Raw genomic sequence first — 17,925 nt, 5'->3', positions numbered from 1 at the left:
TTTTAATCTCTTAAAAATCCAGTTAATGGCGAACTTGGCGAAGCTGTTTTTTTAACTCTTCCAAAACCTGCTAAATAAGCATCTCGACCTGCAATTACAGCGTTTTTAAAAGCTCTTGCCATTTGTGGTAAATTTCTAGCTGTTGCAACTGCGGTATTTACCATAACCCCGTCACATCCCATTTCCATAGCTTCACAAGCTTGTGATGGTCTACCAATGCCAGCATCAACAATAATTGGAGTTTTAATCTCATTTATTAATATTTTAATCATTTCTTTTTGAGTTAAGCCCTGATTACTGCCAATTGGAGATGCAAGAGGCATAATAGCTGCTGCTCCTGCACTTTCTAAACTTCTTGCAATGCCCAAATCAGCATGCATATAAACCATAACTATAAAGCCTTCTTTTGCTAAAATCTCAGTTGCTTTTAAAGTTTCATAATTATTTGGAAAAAGATATTTTGAGTCATCTATAACTTCAAGTTTTATAAATTTGCTAACATTAAGTTCTTTGCAAAGTCTTGCGATTCTTACAGCCTCATTTGCATTTCTAGCGCCACTTGTATTTGGTAAAATAGTAATATTTTTAGGGATAAAATCAAGGATATTTTTATTTTGGCTTTCATTTACTCGTCTAAGTGCTAATGTTATAATCTCTACCCCTGCTTCATCCACACAAGCTTTTATTAATTCTGGATTAAACTTGCCTGAACCTAAAATAAATCTTGATTTAAACTCATATTCGCCTAATTTTAGATTATCATTTTCCATAAAAATTATCCTTTTATAATTAAAATAAATAAAATTCTACTGTTTTAGTTTTATAAAATGATAAATTTTTAAAAATTTAAATGCTAAATTTCAAACTCATTCATAATAATTCTTAAAATTGTATTTGCCTGCATTGAAGCACATTGCACAACCTTTGGAGCCATTAATGATGCTTTTGAACTAAAATCGCCACAAATATAGCAGTTTGCACCAAATCTTTTTACTTTCATTAAATTTGAACTCTCATATCCGCCCATTCCACTTCCAAAAACAAAATATTTATCTAAATTTTTAGAAGCGTAATCCATGAGTAAGGCTTTTAAATCAGCATTATCAAAAGCCTCACATATTAAAAAATCATCTTTTAAAACGGAATTTAAATTTTGGCTTGTAATTTTTAAATTTAAAATTTCAAAATTTAAATAAGGATTTATTAGCTCAAGTTCGGATTTTAAGGCATCTGTTTTAAAAAGTCCAATATGGGTTTTGTTATAAAACTGACGATTTAAGTTACTTAATTCAACCTTATCAAAATCAATTAGTTTTAAATTTCCAACTCCTACTCTAGCAAGCATAGAAGCGATATTTGAACCAAGTCCACCAAGCCCTAAAATCACAACTTTAGCATTTTTAACTTTTTTTGTAACTAACTCATCATTTCTTTTGTAAATTTCACTTTCAAAATATTTTTTTTGCATAAAATACTATCCGCCACCTACAAACTCAACTATTTCATAATTATCATCTTTGCTTAAAAGATCGTATTTCCAAAGATTTTTGCTTAAAATTTCGCCATTTTTTTCAACAGCAATATGGTTAATGTCAAATTTAAAGTCTTTTATAATTTCAAGCAATTTTGTACCATTTTTAACCTCAACCTCTTTAGCGTTAATCTTGACCCAAACTTTGTCTATACTCTTCAAAAGTTCCCCTAAAATCAACTATTTCTCCATCACCTTTTAGATGAAGTATTCTATTTGCAAAAGCATCAATTAACTCTCTATCGTGACTTACGCAAATTGCACTTCCTTTAAATTGATAAAGTGCTTCACCTAAAGCAATAATTGCCTCTAAATCAAGGTGATTGTTTGGCTCATCCAAAATAAGCAAATTAGGCTTTATTAGCATTAATTTACTAAGCATTACGCGATGTTTTTCACCTCCACTTAGATCTTTTACGCTTTTTTCTTGCTCAGCCCCGCTAAAAAGCATCCTACCAAGACATTTTCTAATTTCATCTAAATCTTTATTTTTATTATCTTGTAGATATTCATAAAGCTTTAAATTGCTTGTTAATTTATTATTTATGTCTTGTGCAAAGTACCCAAGCTCAATAGTTGCTCCAATATGTACATTTCCACTATCAGGGGCAATTTCATTCATTATGATTTTACAAAGTGTGCTTTTTCCAACACCATTTTTACCAATTATTGCAACCTTATCACCCTTTTCAAGTTTAAAGTTAAAATTATCTAAAATTACTTTTTTATCAAATTTTTTTGAAATTTCATTTAGACTAATTAATTCATTTCCTATTTCCCTATTTGGGCGAAATAAAATACTTGGCTCTCTTCTAGAACTTGTCATAACATCACTAATATCAAGCTTATCAAGTCTTTTTTGTCTGCTTGTTGCTTGTTTTGCCTTACTAGCATTTGCACTAAAACGAGCGATAAATTTTTCTAATTCCTCTTTTTCTTTTAGCTTTTTATCTCTTTCCATTTGGGCTTTTTTATTCATCAAATTTGAGGCAATATACCAGTCATCATAATTTCCTGTAAACTCTCTAATACGCTTAAAATCAACATCTAAAATATCAGTGCAAACTCTGTTTAAAAAGTGTCTATCATGACTTATTACAACAAGTGTTCCAGCGTGATGATTAAGCTCATTTTCAAGCCATGAAATTGCCTCAATGTCAAGGTTGTTTGTAGGTTCATCTAAAAAAAGCACATCTGGTTTTGGAAATAAAACTTGAGCTAATAAAACTTTAAATTTATCTGAGTTTTCAACCTCACTCATTAATTTATCATACTCATTAAGCCCCAAAGATGAGAGAATTTTTTCACATCTTGTTTCATACTCATAAGTTGGATCTTCCTCGGCTGTTATCATCTCAAGCTCACCTAAACGCTCATTTATTTCATCTGTAAATTCCTCGCTTAAGTAAAGCTTTTCTTTTTCCTTAACTGCATCATAAAGCCGTTTATTTCCATACAAAACCGCATCTTTTAAAGTAAAATTTTCAAAAGCAAACTGATCTTGACCTAAAACTCCAACTTTTAAACCACTATCAATTAAAACCTCTCCACTGCTTGCTTCTATTTCACCACTTAAAATTTTTAAAAATGTTGATTTACCAGCTCCATTTGCACCAATAAGTCCATATCTATTTCCTTTATCAAGGCTTAAATTAATATCTTCAAACAATAACTGAGTACCAAATCTCATAGTTAAACCATGTACTTCAACCACATTTCACCCTTAATGTAAATCTTTATTTAACTTAACTGCTTTTTTACTTGAACTTGCAGTTATTTGTCCAGTTTGGCTATTTTGTCTAAAATGAAGTCCATTTAAATTTGCCAACTCTTTTGCCTTATAAATTTCGTTTTTAAAATCAAAATTTGGATTTATTTTGCCAAGTGAAGTTCTATTTTTTTCATCAATATAAACTTTTGTGCCCTCTAAAATAGCAATTCCACCATCAACTATGCAATCATCTCCCAATGGAATTCCAGTAACAGAATTTGCCCCTAAAAGACATCTTTTTCCAATACTTATTGGATTTCCACTTGTGCCACTAAGAACACCTAAAATACTTGCTCCACCACCAATATCAGTTCCCTCTCCAACTACAACTGAGCTTGAAACTCTTCCTTCAATCATAACTTTTCCAGTAGTTCCTGCGTTAAAGTTTATATAACTTGCTCCTGGCATTACTGTTGTTCCATTTGCTATTTGAGCGCCCATTCTAACTTTTGCGGCATCTAAAATTCTAACACTATCATCAGGAATAATATGATTTAAAAACCTTGGAAATTTATCAACACTTGAAATCACTGGATATGCACCACTCATCTTTAAAAATATCTCATTTTCTCTTAACCATTCAAGTTCAACAGGTTTTGCAAACTCATCCCAAGCAACATTTGGAAGAACTCCAAAAGCTCCATCTAAATTTATACTCCTAAGCTCAACCTTACCAAGAGATAAAAGATATAGTTTTAAATAAACACTTGCAACACTTTTTGGCTTTTCATCACTAAATAAAAAAGTAACGCAAAAGTGATTTTCATCACCATACTCGCTATTAGTTAAAATTTCATTTATAACCATTAAATTTTGTAAATTTTTATGTTTATTTCCCTCAGCCTCATCTTTTAAAAACTCAAATACACTTAAAACTTTTTTTGTAATTTTATCATCTATCTCAAAAACAACCTCACTATCATTTAAGCCTAACTTAACACCGCATTCATTTAAAGCCCATAAAACAACTGCTGCTGAGCCTAAATTTTCTTTATAATTAACAACTGCATAATCAACACTTAAAGTTTTTTTTGTATCAACAATGCCTTTATTAACTCTTCCAAAAGCCCAAGCTATCGGCTCTTTATAAAATTTACTTTTTTTAATTTCATCAACAAATTTGTTAAACTCATCTATATTTTTAATTTTATTCATTTTTTTCCTTTTTTAAATTTTAATGACAATTTGCCTTGCCATCAGTTCGTGGTTGAATTGCCTCATTTCCAGCTAAGTTTTCTTTATCTATATTTTGCATTATTTCCCAAAGTCTAGAAGATGCTTTTTCATATCTTTTAGCACTTATGCTATTTGGCTCATAAAAGCTTACTGGCTTTCCGCTATCTCCACCTTCTCTAATAGCAATTTCTATTGGAATTTCACCTAAAATTTCAGTATTGTATTTTTTTACAAGTTCACTGCTTCCACTTTTTCCAAAAATATCATACTCTTTGCCATTATCAGGGCAGATAAATCCACTCATATTTTCTATAACTCCAGCAATTGGAATATGAAGTTTTTCAAACATGTCAAGACTTCTTGCAGTATCATCCATAGCTACAACTTGTGGTGTTGTAACACAAACTCCAGCAGTTACTGGAACACTTTGTGCAAGAGTTATTTGCGCATCTCCAGTTCCTGGTGGCATATCGATAAAAAGCACATCAAGCTCATCCCAAGAAACATCTCTTAAGAGTTGCTCTATTGCTTTCATTATCATCGCACCTCTCCACATAAGCCCTTGACCACTTTCAATTAAAATTCCCATACTCATCATCTGCACGCCATGAGTTAAGATAGGCTTTAACATATTTCCAACAACGACAGGCTTTACTTTATCGCATCCAAGCATTCTAGGAATATTTGGTCCGTAAATATCAGCATCTAAAACACCTACTTTAAAGCCTAGTTTTGCCATAGAAATAGCTAAATTTACAGTTGTTGTGCTTTTTCCAACACCACCTTTTCCACTACTTACCATAACAAAATGTTTAATTTGAGGAGCAATATTTTTACCGCTTATTGTATTGCTTTTTTCTTTTTGAATTTGAGGTTGCTTGATTAAAACTTCACTATTTGGAATTATGTCTGAGATATCTTTTTTTAACTTTTGAGCAACTTCGGGTTTACTTGAAACTATCTCAACTTCTATAAAAACTCTATCTCCAATCTCAATATTTTTTACAAATCCAAACTCAACAATACTTTTTTTAAAGCCTGGATAAATAACACTTTTAAGTTTTTCTAAAACTTCATTTTTATTCATATAAATTTCCTTGTAACAAATTTAAAAGCTTTTTTTATGTATAATACTACAACTTTATAAATAAAAGGCAAAATTTGATTTCTTTAATACTTTTGGCTGCTGGAGGTTCAACTAGATTTAATCTTGGTGTAAAAAAACAGTGGATTAGGGTTGGGCACGAACCTCTTTGGCAGTATATGGCTAATAAATTTAAGCCATATTTTGATGATATTATTATCGTTTCAAATAAAGATGATTTAGAGTATATGAAAAGCTTTGATGATGGTTTTAAATTTGTAGAAGGTGGGGATGAAAGGCAAATTTCACTTAAAAATGCTTTAAATTTGGTAAATAGTGAGTGGGTTTTAGTAAGTGATGTAGCTAGAGCTGGAGTTAGCATAGAGATGATAGAAAAAATAATCTCAAAAAAAGATGAAGGTTTTGACTGCATAAGTCCATATTTAGAAGTTGTAGATACTGCATATTTAGATATAAATTTAATAGATAGAAAAAAAATAAAATTAATCCAAACACCGCAATTAAGCAAAACAAATTTATTAAAAAAAGCTCTTTTAAAAGATGAAATTTTCACAGATGATAGTGCAGCTATCAAAAGCGTTGGCGGAAAACTTGGCTTTGTAAAGGGTTATGAAAAAGCACTTAAAATAACTTATAAGGATGATTTAAAAAAAATTTGCCTAAAAGCACCTGCAAATGACTTTTTTGTTGGCAACGGCTTTGATGTGCATAAATTTACAAATGGAAATGGGATAATGCTTTGTGGCATAAAAGTGCCTTGTGAGTATGATTTTATTGCTCATAGTGACGGAGATGTGGCACTTCATGCATTATCTGATGCCTTACTTGGAGCATGTGGGCTTGGAGATATTGGAGAGCTTTATCCTGATAATGATGAAAAATTTAAAGATATTAGTTCAGTTATTTTACTAAAAGATATACTTAAAAAGATAAAAAGCTATGGATATGAAGTAGTAAATGCAGATATCACAATCATAGCCCAAAGTCCTAAACTTGGATCTTTTAAAAAAGATATGCAAAAAAAAGTGAGTGAAATTTTAGGTATAAATAGAGTAAATATAAAAGCTACAACAACAGAAAAACTTGGATTTATTGGAAGAAATGAGGGAGTTAGTGTAATGGCAAGTGTTATGGTTAAATACTTTGATTGGACAAAAGCTTGAATATTTTAATAGTAGAAAATGAGGCATACCTAGCTCAAAGTATTGCAAATAAGCTTACTTCTTTGGGACATAATTGCGAGATTTTAACAAAGATAAAAGATATATTAAATACTTCAAAAAAAGATGCTGTTCTTTTATCAACAAGTATTTTTGGTGAAGAAATATATGAAATAATTAAAAAATTTAAAAGTTCCATTATAATTTTGCTAATCCCATATATCAGCAACGACACAGTATCTCGCCCGATAAAAGCAGGAGCAAATGATTATATTCAAAAACCATTTATGGTAGAAGAGCTGATAAGAAAAATAAATCATTTTGAAGAATTTAATAAATTAAAAATTATAAATAACTCTTTTATGAACTATTTTGAAAAAAGTTTTGCCTCTGTAAAAATACCTGAGTTTAACTTTGAATCTTTAAAATTTCCACTTTTTATAGAAACAAATTCAAAAAAAATGGCAGATAAATTTGTTTATGAATACTCAAAATGGACAAAAAAAGGTATTAAGATACTGTTTTTAAATGAGTCTGATGCACTTTTAACACTAGAAAATGAAAGTTTTGATATGCCAATTTATCTTTTAAACGCTAATCTTTTAAAAGATCAAACAAGACTTTTTGAAATAGTTCAAAACAAACCAGTTATCATAAATGGAATGGGCTTAGAAAATACAAGTAACTTTGATCAAATCACACTTATTGAGGACAATAAACCAAGCATAGCTCAAGGTGAAATTTTATCGGTTGATGAGTATTTTGAATACATAATAAAAGAAAATCAAAAGCTTTTTTCAGATACTGATTTAGCAAAAAAACTTGGAATTTCAAGAAAATCTTTGTGGGAAAAGAGAAAAAAATATGGCATCCAAAAACAAAAATAAAACTCTAAAAATTTCAAGAGAAACCCTTGGAACTCTAACTCTTATAAAAAATCAAATTTTATCAAATTTTGATAAATTAATGGATGAAAATGAAATAGATGAGGTTATACAAAGTGGGTATTTAAACAAAGAGCTTATCCCTTATGCCTATATTTTTGCTCCAGCTGGAGAGGAAAATCAAAAAATCGCAAAAAATGCCCAATTTTCACAAACTTTACTTTTAGAGTGTGAAGAAAAAATAGTTGGAGAAATAATTGTAACAAATAATTTTAGATTTAAAGGGTATTGGAAGTTTTTTTCAATATTTGAAGCTGATGCATCAAGTAGCCCAAATGATGAGCTTGTAGGAAGTTTTTGCATAAGTGGGCTTATAAAAATTTATGAAGATAAAATAGCTTTGATAAAAAACAAAATTCAAACTTTAAAAAAAGAACTTAATCTAAAAAAAGTAACATCACTAATGCTTTGTGCAAATCCTTTTCATAGAGTCCATGAAAGGCTTATTAGACTAACTATTGATAAGGCTGATTTTTTAATAATATTTCTTTTAAGAAGCACACGAGAAAATAGACTAAACCACGCTCTTAGAAAAAAAACAATAGAGTATTTTATAAATAACTTTTTACCAAAAGATAAGGTTTTATTAATAGATTTAGAAAACACAACACTTTTTTCAGCTCATAAAAATCCAGAGCTTGAGTGTATCGCTGCATATAATTTTGGTGCAAATAAAATAATAATTGGACAAAATCACGGCTCAATTGGAATGTTTTTTGATGATAATCAAGCTCATACTATAATTGATAAAATAAGAAAAAACTTTGATATTGAAATTTTAGTAATGCCTGAATATGTTTATTGCAATGAATGCAAAACAATAGTTAGTGTAAAAACATGCCCTCACGGGCAACATCATCATATAAAATACCACAGTCCAACCATAAGAACACTTCTTTTAAATGGAGTTTTACCACCGCCAATTTTAATGAGAAAAGAAATTTCTAGCATTATTTTAAGTGACTTATTTCCAAATAGATTTGAAAATTTACAGCAAATTTATGATGAAATTTTTCCTAATGCAGGAATTTTAGAAACTCATACTTATGAGGATTTCTATAAAGAGCTTGCTAAACTTTATCAAACTGGATCTTTAACTTAAAGGAAATTTATGAATAAACTTTTTTTAACATTTTTTTATAGTGGACTTTTAAGACCAGCTCCTGGAACTTGGGGGAGTTTTTTTGGTCTTATTTTAGGAGTTTTAATAGCTTATTTTTTAGGAATTACAACTCTTTTTTTACTTGCAATTTTAATAAGCTTAATTGCTATAAAAGAGGTAAATGTATATGAAGCAAATGGTGGAGAGCACGATAATTCAAGCATCGTTATAGATGAAGTTATAGGAATTTGGATAACTTTAAGTATGGGACTTGCCATAAATTTAGAAAAAGGCGGGATGAGTTATTTAGTTATAATTTTATCATTTATTTATTTTAGGCTTTTTGATATTTGCAAACCATCTTTAATTGGCAAGATTGATAGAGAAGTAAAAGGTGGATATGGCGTTGTTTTAGATGATGTGTTAGCTGGATTTTTTGCAGGGCTTTTAACTTTAATGAGTATTGGAGCTATGATGAAATTTGGCTTTGAAAAATTTATATTTTAGTTTTAGGCTCATTTTTTGAGCCTAAAATTTTAGTTAAATGCTAAATTTACTTTTCTTAAGTCTTGCACAATAGAGTGTTGTCTAAATTCCTTGCAAGCATCACTATTATTTGAAGTATCGTTTACGTAGATGTACTCACCGCCATTTTCTTGCTTTGCAACTACTTCTACGCAGTAATTCATAACACCTTTTTCATTTACACCATATCTTACAGGTTTGTCAAAATCAAATAAAGTATCTTTATCTTCAAACCCAGCAGATATTGTCATAATGCCAATATTTGTAAATTTTCCATTTCTAAAGTAATAGCTTCTTATATCATCAACTCCTGTTTTTAACTCACTTGCAGCTTGATAAATAGCAATTCCACCACCAGTTTTATTCATAAATTTTGGAACAATTACTTTAAAAACAACAATTGCTGCAACTATTAAAAAAACCATTTGTCCTATACTAAAACCTTTTTTCATATTCTTTTCCTTTTAATTCTTCAAGTATTTTATTTAACTCTTTTGTTTGCATATATTTTTCATAACTTTTTTTTACAAAAGCACTTAATAAATCTTTTGCATCAAGATCATTATTGCCATCACTCATCATGGCAAATTCCTTTGATAAAACCAAAGCAAACTCATCATCAACTTTAATCTTATATGATCTTGAGATTGATTTACTGGTTAAATTTACTTCTATTGTTTTCATTTATCTAAAACATTTTCAATTTCTTTAAAAAGTTCATCCTCGGTTAAATTTTTAACCACCATATCCTCTTCAAGTTTTCCAAGTCTTGAAGTAAGTGCTTCATTTTGAGCCTTAACGGCAACTATTTCATTTCGTAGTTTTTCGTTTTCATCGGTAGCCTCTTTGTATTTTTCAATTAGCTCTTTAATTTTATCACCCAAAGTAGGAACTATTTTTTGTTCTTCAAACATTGTTATGCCTTTTTTTGTTATAATGCTTGATTGTATCAAAAATGTGCTTAATAATAAAGGAGTTTTTTGAAAAATTTTGAATTAGTTAGCAAATTTAGTCCAAGCAGTGATCAGCAAAATGCAATTGATGGCATTGTAAATTCCATTTTAAAAGGAAACAAATATCAAACTTTACTAGGTGTTACAGGAAGTGGTAAGACCTTTACAATGGCAAATATTATTAAAAATTTAAATATTCCAGCTTTAATCATGACGCACAATAAAAGTCTTGCAGCTCAACTATATAGCGAATTTAAAGGTTTTTTTCCAAAAAATAAAGTTGAGTATTTTATAAGTTATTATGATTATTATCAGCCAGAAGCATACATTCCAAGGCAAGATTTATTTATAGAAAAAGACAGCTCTATAAATGATGAGTTAGAGCGACTTAGACTTAGCACGACTGCAAATTTACTAAGTTTTGATGATGTTATAACAGTAGCCTCTGTTTCAGCAAATTACGGTTTAGGTAATCCAGCTGAGTATCAAGGTATGGTTATGTTTTTAGAAAATGGTTTTAAAATCTCACAAAAAGATATGCTTATAAAACTAGTTGAAATGGGCTATACAAGAAATGATAACTTTTTTGATAGAGGAAATTTTAGAGTAAATGGTGATGTAATTGATATTTATCCAGCTTATTTTAACGATGAAGCAGTAAGAATTGAATTTTTTGGTGATGAAATAGATGAAATTTATCATTTTGATTTTTTAGAAAACAGAAGAACTAAAACTATAAATAAATTTATTTTATATCCAGCAAGTCAGTTTATCGTTGGTCAAAATAGGCTAAAAGAAGCTATAAAAGGAATAGAAATGGAACTAGATGAAAGACTTAAATTCTTTAAAGATGCTGGAAAGTTAGTTGAAGCGCAGCGTCTTAAACAAAGAGTTGAGTTTGATTTGGAAATGCTTAGAGCAACTGGCTCAACAAAAGGCGTTGAAAACTACTCTAGATATATTACAGGCATGAAGCCAGGTGGAACGCCATATTCTATGTTTGATTACTATGAGATAAAAAACAAAGATTATTTAGTAATTGTAGATGAAAGCCATGTGAGTTTGCCACAATTTCGCGGTATGTATGCAGGAGATAAAAGTAGAAAAGACACTCTTGTTGAGTATGGATTTAGACTTCCATCAGCTCTTGATAACAGACCACTTAAATTTGAAGAGTTTATAAATAAAAAAGGAAAATTTCTATTTGTTTCAGCTACTCCAAATGATTTTGAAATAGAGCTTTCAAAAGGTAAGGTATTTTACCAAATACTTCGCCCTACTGGACTTTTAGATCCTGAAATAATTTTAAAAAATAGCGATAACCAAGTTGAAATTTTATACGATATGGCCAAAGATGTGATAGCTAAAAATGAGCGTGTTTTAGTAACTGTTCTAACAAAAAAAATGGCAGAAGAGCTAACAAAATATTATCTTGAACTTGGAATTAAAGTTAAATATATGCATTCAGACATTGATGCAATACAAAGAAATGAATTAATCAGAGGTCTAAGACAAGGGAAATTTGACATGCTAATAGGTATAAACTTACTTAGGGAAGGACTTGATTTGCCAGAAGTTAGTTTAATAGCCATAATGGATGCTGATAAAGAGGGGTTTTTAAGATCTCGAACAAGCTTAATTCAAACAATGGGAAGAGCTGCAAGAAATGTAAATGGAAAAGTTGTAATGTTTCATAAAAAAATTACAAATTCAATGAAAGAAGCCATTGATATCACAACACAAAGAAGAAAATATCAAGATGAATACAACAAAAAAAATGGTATAACACCACACTCAGCAACTAGAAACTTAGAAGATAGTTTAAAAATAGAAGATGAAGCTGAAATTTTAAGAGCAAGTAAAAATTTAGAAAAAATGCCAGCAAGTGAGCGAGCAAAAATCATAAAAGAGTTAAGAAAACAGATGCTTGAAGCAGCATCAAATTTAGAGTTTGAAAAAGCAGCAAGCCTAAGAGATGAGATAGCAAAGATGAAAGAGATTTAAAAATATTGTTTATTTTTTAAAAAATTTTTAGTAGCTTTTTTAAGGCAATATTTAAAAATATTGTTTATTATTAACTATGAAATTAATACATAATTTATAATGTTTTAAAATATAACTTTACCTTTATTTTGCTGCCTTTATTTAAAACTTCTATATTATAGTTATTATAAATAGCACCTACAAGCGAAATTTAATTATAGCAACTAAAATCAAAAACTCAACTCCTGTTAAAGTTGCAAACATGCTTTATGTGCAACAGCTGTCATAAGAGTGATAAATTTTATGGGAGTATTTGTCATAAATAAAACAAGCATTTTTTTGAAAATTTTGACATAGTATTAAATTTTTGAGCTTTTAAAATTTTAGTTGCTAGTATTGGCTACTATAAAATTTTTTCTTAAAACAATAGTCTTTTTAAGCTATTTTTTATTTAAAATATAACGCTTATTATAATTAATTAGCAAAATATCCAAAAAATGTTAAATCGAATAATTTTAGCTAAAAAACTGCTCTATTTTTTCTCTCATTAAATTTTCATCATTTATATGATTAATCTCATTTCTAAACTCACTAGCTCCATCATATCCTTTTGAATATTGATGAAGGTGCTTTCTAAAAATAATAATTCCTTGATTTTTATAGTGTTTTATCATCTCATCAAAATGACATAAAATAATCTCTTTTTTTATCTTATCACTAACTTTTTCATTATGTTTTATTTCGTAAAAAATCCATGGATTTCCAATGCTAGCTCTACCTATCATAAGTCCATCAGCTTTTGTATAGTTTAAAACTTCTTTTGCATTTTCATAACTTATATCCCCATTTGCAATAATTGGAATAAAGGTTGCATTTTTAGCTCTTAAAATAGCCTCGTAATCAACCTTTGAGCTATATCCTCCAACTTTTGTTCTACCGTGAATAGCGATGTAATCAACACCGCATTTTTCTATTTCACTAACTAAAATTTCAGGAATTTTCTCATCAAAACCAAGTCTGATTTTAATACTTAAATATTTTTTATTAGAATACTCTTTTATGGTTAAAAGAATTTCTTTTAATAAATCTATATCTTTTAAAAGTGCAGAGCCAGAGCCATTTTTGACCACCTTTGTAGCAGGACATCCACAGTTTAAGTCTATACCATCGATAAAATCAAATTTGTTTAAAACTAAAATAGCCTCTTTTACAATATCGGTATTATTTCCGGCTATTTGAACAATATAAGGAATTTCTTCCTCATTTTTCTCAAGCATTTTAAGAGTTTTTTTATCATTATGAGCAAGTGCGTTTGAACTTATCATCTCACTGGTTGTAACATCACAACCAAAACGCTTTACAACGCCCCTTAAAGCAATGTCTGAAAATCCAGCTAAAGGGGCTAAAAAAAGTGGTTTTTTAGAAAAATCAATCATTTATTATCTAAAAAAGTAATTTGCCGAGATACTTTTACCTTGATCTCTTAAATCCATTAAAATTTCAAACTCTGGATATTCGTCGCTGTAATTTAAAATATTTTTTAACTCTTCCATCATTCCAAACTCATACAAAAGATATAAATATGCATAAGATGCACTTTCTTTTTCAGACTTAAGCTTGTTAAATAAAGCTATTAAAATATCTGGTTCTATTTTTTTATCCAAAGATTTAGCTACATTTACATAACCATATTTATCTAAATCACACATAGCCAAAAGATCTAAAAGATCATCTTTTGTCATTTCAAAATTTTCTTCTTTTGCATATCTTTCAACAAGAAGAAAAGCATCATCTTTTGAAATTTCAAAAGGAAATTTTTTGATATCAAAATAACTAAATGTTTTAAGAGCAGCTTCATAGGCTTTTTTACTAAGCTCATCATCAAGAGTTTTTTTATTTTTTAAAATTTCACTTGCATAAGAGCTATTTTCTTGAAGTTTATTAAACTCATTTTGAATAACTAAAGGATTGTCATTATTTAATTTATATTTTTTAAGTTCAACAACCTCTCCTTTTTTAAGCTTTTCAAGAACATTGATGATTTCTGAAATATCTTCATTTTCGATATTTACTGAATGTGTATGCCAAGGAGATAAAAATTTAGTTACTTCATTTGAGGTTTTAAAAATATCAGTTTTAAATTTTTTATCGCTTTCAATGCCTAAAAGTATCTCTTTTGCGTAATTTTCATAGATATCTTCATCGCTTTTTATAGCCTGTCTTTGTCTAAAATTTGCAATTCCACTCCAAGTAACATGGAAAATAGCTAAAATTGCAAATATAATAATTGGTAAAACAAACCACAATGCCACAGGAAGTTCAAGCCCAACACCTAATAAAGAGACTTTGTAGCTAGATGCATTTTGCACAAAAGCAAAAATACCAACTAAGCCGATATAAATCAGCGAATATATTATAAAATGCTTTAATCTCATAAAAAACCTCCTTTTATTAATTGCTGTTTTTTTCTGAAATTTCTTGACAAGTTATGCAAAGTTTTACATTAGGTTTTGCTTTAAGTCTTGCAATGGATATGTTTTCATCGCACATTTCGCATATTCCATAAGTTCCATTTGCTATTTTTCTTAAAGATTCATTTATTGCATTTAACTCTATTTTTTGTTTGCTACTTATTGAATATTCTAAATCAGAATCTGTGCTTATACTTGCCACATCAAACTCATCTACAGCGCCATTTTGTCTTAACTCATCAATTTGTTTTGTAGAATCATTAATATTATCAATAATTTCTTGTTTTCTTTGTTCAAGAATATTTTTAAAATGCTCCAACTCTGTTTTTTTCATATTACCTCTTTATTTATGATATGGGTGGTTTGCATTTATGCAAAGCCCTCTAAAAATTTGTTCATATAAAACAAGTTTTGCTATCTTATGTGCAAATGTCATTTTGCTAAGGCTTATGATTTTATCCATTTTGGATTTAAAATTATTGCTTAAACCATAAGCCCCACCTATAAAAAACGAAACTTTATTTTTGGCTAAAAAAAGTTTGCTAAACTCAACACTGTCAAGCATTTTTCCGCCCTCATCAAGCCCAACACAAAAACCCTCTATTAAAGGCTCATAAGTCTCATCATAAGCTTTTAAAGCCATATCTTTTGAGCTTGATTGAGCTTTTGCTATTTGATTATTAAAAAGAACTTTATCTTTAATATTGGCATATTTTTTAGACATCTTAATGTATTCATTAATCTCAGAATAAAACTCAATTTTTTCTTTTGAGATTGAATAAACTAAAATTTCCAACTTTTACTCTTTTATCTCTTCTATCTCTTCTTTGCTTTCTTCTATCTCTTTATCTTCTGTTTTTAGCTCTATGGTATCTATCTTAGCATTTTCTTTTCTATGAGCACCTAAAAGCTCCAACATATCACTTAGATATTTTTTATGCTCACCTCTTGGAACAATTGCATCAATTAAACCATGTTCTAATAAAAACTCAGATCTTTGAAAACCTTCTGGCAAATCAGCTCCAATGGTTTGTTTGATAACTCTTTGTCCTGCAAAGCCTATTAAAGCACCTGGTTCAGCTATAATAATATCTCCAAGCCAAGCAAAAGAAGCACTTACTCCACCCATTGTTGGATCTGTTAAAATAGAAATATAAGGAAGTTTGTACTCTCCAAGTTTTTTAATCGCAGCCGATGTTTTACTCATCTGCATTAAAGAATAAGTGCTTTCTTGCATCCTTGCTCCACCACTTGCACTTATTATTATAAGAGGTTGTGTTTTAGCAATGCATCTTTTAACTGCTCTTACTATTTTTTCACCCTCAACAGATCCCAAAGATCCACCCATAAATGCAAAATCAAATACAACTATTTGAGTAGCAATACCATAAATTTCAATCTCACCACTAATGACTGAGCTTTGTCTTCCGGTTTTGCTTTCACCTTCACTTATTCTTTTTTTATAAGATTTTTTATCTACAAATTTTAAGGGATCAACTGGTTCTAAATTTTTATCAAACTCTACAAAAGTTCCCTCATCTTCTAAAATAGAAATTCTTTCTCTTGCTGATAATCGCATATGATGATTACATTTTGGACAGACATTAAATGATGCTTCAACCTCTTTGTAATACATCAAAGAATGACAGTTTGGACACTTAATCCAATGTGTAGGAGCTTCGCTTGGATCTGCTTGTTTTCTTCTTATTTTTGAAAATATATCACCAAAATTCATTCTACCACCTTCATAAAAATAATCAACATTATAACAAAACTAACCTTATCTTTTCTTTTATAGCTTAATTTTAGCAAAAATAAATTTAAATTTTACTAGAATACACTCATGCAAGGATATATTTTAAGAGTTCAAAAAGTAAAAGATGAAGACTGTATAGTTTACATTTTAACAGATGAGTTGCTAGTTTGCTGCTATAGATTTTATGGCGCAAGACACTCTAAAATTACACTAGGATATAAACTTGATTTTGAACTAGAAAATTCAATTAATTTTTTACCAACTTTAAAAAACACAATGCACCTTGGATATAGTTGGCTTTTAGACAGAGATAGGCTTTTATATTGGCAGGGGTTTATTAGGCTTTTTTATAACCACCTAAAAGACCTTGAAGAAGTTAATAAATTCTACTTTGAAATTTTAGATCAATCAGCCATAAAAATTGCAAAACAAAACCCAAAAAGAGTTTTTTTAGAAAGCTATATTCAAATTTTAAAATTTGAAGGAAGGCTTCATGATGAGGAAATTTGCTTTTTTTGTGATAAAAAAATAGAAAGCGAAAAAATAGCATTAGCAAGAGCTTTTTTACCAGCCCACGAAAAGTGTATTGGCAAAAATGGCTTTATAAAAAGTAAAATTTATGAGTATTACAAAAACATATCAACAATAAATTTAAATGATGAAGAAGTTGATAGGCTTTATGAAATTTTAAAAGAGGGGTTTTAGATTAAAAACATTAAAAAAATGTATCTTTGTGTATGTTTTCAAATGCAGATTTTAAGCTTATAAAAAGTTTTGGGTTATTTTTTTCTAAATTTAAAAGAAGTTCTTTTGTATTTGCCCTTGCGTGAGGCATTTTGTTTTCCATGCTATAAGCTGGGCAACACTCATCACCAACTACTTTTAACTCATTTTTTATAGCGCAATCTCTTATTTGTCTTTCTCTTGCAAAAATTAATGGCCTTATCAAAACAAGTCCATTTTTGGCTGTATATTTTGGAGCTAATGTTCTTAAAGCTCCATTATATGTAAAATTCATAAAAAAGCTCTCAACCGCATCATCTAAATGATGTCCCAAAGCTACTTTGTTAAAGCCATTTTTCAAAGCATAAGTATATAAATGCCCTCTTCTAAGCCTTGCACAAAAACTACAAATCGTAGCATTTTGTTTGGCCTTTTCTTGCATAACCTCAAAAGAGTTTGTCTTTATAATCTCATAATCGATACAATGGTTTTTAAAATGCTCTATTAGATAAGAAAAATCTTGCCCTATACCATAATCCACAGTAACGGCTTTAAATTTCCAATTTTTAGGACTAACTTTTTGAAAATGATTTAAGATGTGAGATAAAATAAGACTATCTTTCCCGCCACTTAAACCAAGTAAAATTTTATCATTTTCTTCAAACATTTCATATTTTGCATTTGTTTGACCGACAATTCTAAGAAGTTTTTTACTAATTTGCATA

The 17,925-nt window shown here is 29.3% G+C and carries 21 protein-coding genes; 6 read left to right on the top strand and 15 right to left on the bottom strand.

The window, feature by feature from the left end:
- Positions 1–2 precede the first annotated feature (2 nt).
- The 6 genes from HMPREF9309_RS07770 to HMPREF9309_RS07745 all read right to left on the bottom strand — a co-directional run bounded on the left by HMPREF9309_RS07770 (position 3) and on the right by HMPREF9309_RS07745 (position 5,565).
- The gene (locus tag HMPREF9309_RS07770) at positions 3–770 is read right to left on the bottom strand and encodes a thiazole synthase (RefSeq protein WP_016647393.1); all 768 of its coding nucleotides are present in this window, start codon (positions 768–770) and stop codon (positions 3–5) included.
- Positions 771–853: 83 nt separating this feature from the next.
- Entirely contained in the window at positions 854–1,468 is a 615-nt protein-coding gene (gene thiF / locus HMPREF9309_RS07765) for a sulfur carrier protein ThiS adenylyltransferase ThiF (RefSeq protein ID WP_016647392.1), read from the bottom strand.
- 6 nt (positions 1,469–1,474) lie between these two features.
- The gene (gene thiS, locus HMPREF9309_RS07760; protein WP_034907977.1) at positions 1,475–1,693 is read right to left on the bottom strand and encodes a sulfur carrier protein ThiS; all 219 of its coding nucleotides are present in this window, start codon (positions 1,691–1,693) and stop codon (positions 1,475–1,477) included.
- On the bottom strand, positions 1,659–3,245 hold the full coding sequence (locus HMPREF9309_RS07755) for an ABC-F family ATP-binding cassette domain-containing protein (protein ID WP_016647390.1): 1,587 nt from the start codon (positions 3,243–3,245) through the stop codon (positions 1,659–1,661). Before HMPREF9309_RS07755 ends, thiS begins: the two co-directional genes overlap by 35 nt.
- 9 nt (positions 3,246–3,254) lie before the next feature.
- Positions 3,255–4,457, bottom strand: a complete 1,203-nt coding sequence (locus tag HMPREF9309_RS07750) for a tetrahydrodipicolinate N-succinyltransferase N-terminal domain-containing protein (protein WP_016647389.1) — start codon at positions 4,455–4,457, stop codon at positions 3,255–3,257.
- Positions 4,458–4,476: 19 nt separating this feature from the next.
- A complete protein-coding gene (locus HMPREF9309_RS07745; protein ID WP_016647388.1) occupies positions 4,477–5,565 on the bottom strand; it encodes an Mrp/NBP35 family ATP-binding protein in 1,089 nt (362 codons plus the stop codon).
- Positions 5,566–5,639: 74 nt separating this feature from the next.
- Between HMPREF9309_RS07745 and HMPREF9309_RS07740 the strand changes: the two genes are divergently transcribed.
- From HMPREF9309_RS07740 to HMPREF9309_RS07725, 4 genes are read left to right on the top strand one after another with little or no spacing between them, the layout of a single operon-like run.
- Entirely contained in the window at positions 5,640–6,746 is a 1,107-nt protein-coding gene (locus HMPREF9309_RS07740; protein ID WP_016647387.1) for a bifunctional 2-C-methyl-D-erythritol 4-phosphate cytidylyltransferase/2-C-methyl-D-erythritol 2,4-cyclodiphosphate synthase, read from the top strand.
- Entirely contained in the window at positions 6,743–7,630 is an 888-nt protein-coding gene (locus tag HMPREF9309_RS07735) for a DNA-binding transcriptional response regulator (RefSeq protein ID WP_016647386.1), read from the top strand. The genes HMPREF9309_RS07740 and HMPREF9309_RS07735 overlap by 4 nt, the downstream gene beginning before the upstream one ends.
- A complete protein-coding gene (locus tag HMPREF9309_RS07730) occupies positions 7,608–8,789 on the top strand; it encodes a hypothetical protein (protein WP_016647385.1) in 1,182 nt (393 codons plus the stop codon). Before HMPREF9309_RS07735 ends, HMPREF9309_RS07730 begins: the two co-directional genes overlap by 23 nt.
- A 9-nt stretch (positions 8,790–8,798) precedes the next feature.
- On the top strand, positions 8,799–9,296 hold the full coding sequence (locus HMPREF9309_RS07725; protein WP_016647384.1) for a phosphatidylglycerophosphatase A family protein: 498 nt from the start codon (positions 8,799–8,801) through the stop codon (positions 9,294–9,296).
- A 29-nt stretch (positions 9,297–9,325) separates the two neighbouring features.
- Here the strand turns inward: HMPREF9309_RS07725 and HMPREF9309_RS07720 are convergent, their stop codons facing one another.
- From HMPREF9309_RS07720 to HMPREF9309_RS07710, 3 genes are read right to left on the bottom strand one after another with little or no spacing between them, the layout of a single operon-like run.
- On the bottom strand, positions 9,326–9,766 hold the full coding sequence (locus tag HMPREF9309_RS07720) for a hypothetical protein (RefSeq protein WP_016647383.1): 441 nt from the start codon (positions 9,764–9,766) through the stop codon (positions 9,326–9,328).
- Entirely contained in the window at positions 9,750–9,998 is a 249-nt protein-coding gene (locus tag HMPREF9309_RS07715) for a hypothetical protein (protein ID WP_016647382.1), read from the bottom strand. Before HMPREF9309_RS07715 ends, HMPREF9309_RS07720 begins: the two co-directional genes overlap by 17 nt.
- Positions 9,995–10,228, bottom strand: a complete 234-nt coding sequence (locus HMPREF9309_RS07710) for a hypothetical protein (protein WP_016647381.1) — start codon at positions 10,226–10,228, stop codon at positions 9,995–9,997. The genes HMPREF9309_RS07715 and HMPREF9309_RS07710 overlap by 4 nt, the downstream gene beginning before the upstream one ends.
- 66 nt (positions 10,229–10,294) lie before the next feature.
- Here HMPREF9309_RS07710 and uvrB point away from each other — a divergent pair, with 66 nt between their 5' ends.
- Entirely contained in the window at positions 10,295–12,271 is a 1,977-nt protein-coding gene (uvrB, locus tag HMPREF9309_RS07705; RefSeq protein ID WP_016647380.1) for an excinuclease ABC subunit UvrB, read from the top strand.
- 494 nt (positions 12,272–12,765) lie between these two features.
- On the opposite strand, the gene HMPREF9309_RS07700 is transcribed toward uvrB, so the two are convergent.
- The 5 genes from HMPREF9309_RS07700 to accD are packed head-to-tail and all read right to left on the bottom strand — an operon-like array spanning position 12,766 to position 16,456.
- A complete protein-coding gene (locus tag HMPREF9309_RS07700; protein WP_016647379.1) occupies positions 12,766–13,686 on the bottom strand; it encodes a tRNA dihydrouridine synthase in 921 nt (306 codons plus the stop codon).
- A 3-nt stretch (positions 13,687–13,689) separates the two neighbouring features.
- Positions 13,690–14,685: a hypothetical protein gene (locus HMPREF9309_RS07695; RefSeq protein WP_016647378.1), complete on the bottom strand. Its 996-nt coding sequence runs from the start codon at positions 14,683–14,685 to the stop codon at positions 13,690–13,692.
- Positions 14,686–14,701: 16 nt separating this feature from the next.
- Complete coding sequence (gene dksA / locus HMPREF9309_RS07690) at positions 14,702–15,055, bottom strand: RNA polymerase-binding protein DksA (RefSeq protein ID WP_016647377.1); 354 nt, start codon at positions 15,053–15,055, stop codon at positions 14,702–14,704.
- Positions 15,056–15,064: 9 nt separating this feature from the next.
- Positions 15,065–15,517, bottom strand: coding sequence for a 23S rRNA (pseudouridine(1915)-N(3))-methyltransferase RlmH (locus HMPREF9309_RS07685; protein ID WP_016647376.1), 453 nt, complete (start codon positions 15,515–15,517; stop codon positions 15,065–15,067).
- A gap of 3 nt (positions 15,518–15,520) precedes the next feature.
- Complete coding sequence (gene accD, locus HMPREF9309_RS07680; protein ID WP_016647375.1) at positions 15,521–16,456, bottom strand: acetyl-CoA carboxylase, carboxyltransferase subunit beta; 936 nt, start codon at positions 16,454–16,456, stop codon at positions 15,521–15,523.
- Between the two features lie 108 nt (positions 16,457–16,564).
- On the opposite strand from accD, the gene recO reads away from it, so the two are divergent.
- Positions 16,565–17,182, top strand: a complete 618-nt coding sequence (recO, locus tag HMPREF9309_RS07675) for a recombination protein RecO (RefSeq protein WP_016647374.1) — start codon at positions 16,565–16,567, stop codon at positions 17,180–17,182.
- A gap of 10 nt (positions 17,183–17,192) precedes the next feature.
- Here the strand turns inward: recO and HMPREF9309_RS07670 are convergent, their stop codons facing one another.
- Positions 17,193–17,924 (bottom strand): tRNA 2-thiocytidine(32) synthetase TtcA, encoded by a 732-nt coding sequence (locus HMPREF9309_RS07670; RefSeq protein WP_016647373.1) that lies wholly within the window; start codon positions 17,922–17,924, stop codon positions 17,193–17,195.
- Between the last annotated feature and the right edge of the window lies 1 nt (position 17,925).

Source organism: Campylobacter ureolyticus ACS-301-V-Sch3b (assembly GCF_000413435.1).
GTDB lineage: Bacteria > Campylobacterota > Campylobacteria > Campylobacterales > Campylobacteraceae > Campylobacter_B > Campylobacter_B ureolyticus_A.
Note: the sequence above shows the minus strand (reverse complement) of the source record. Positions and strands in the feature narration are given on the sequence as shown.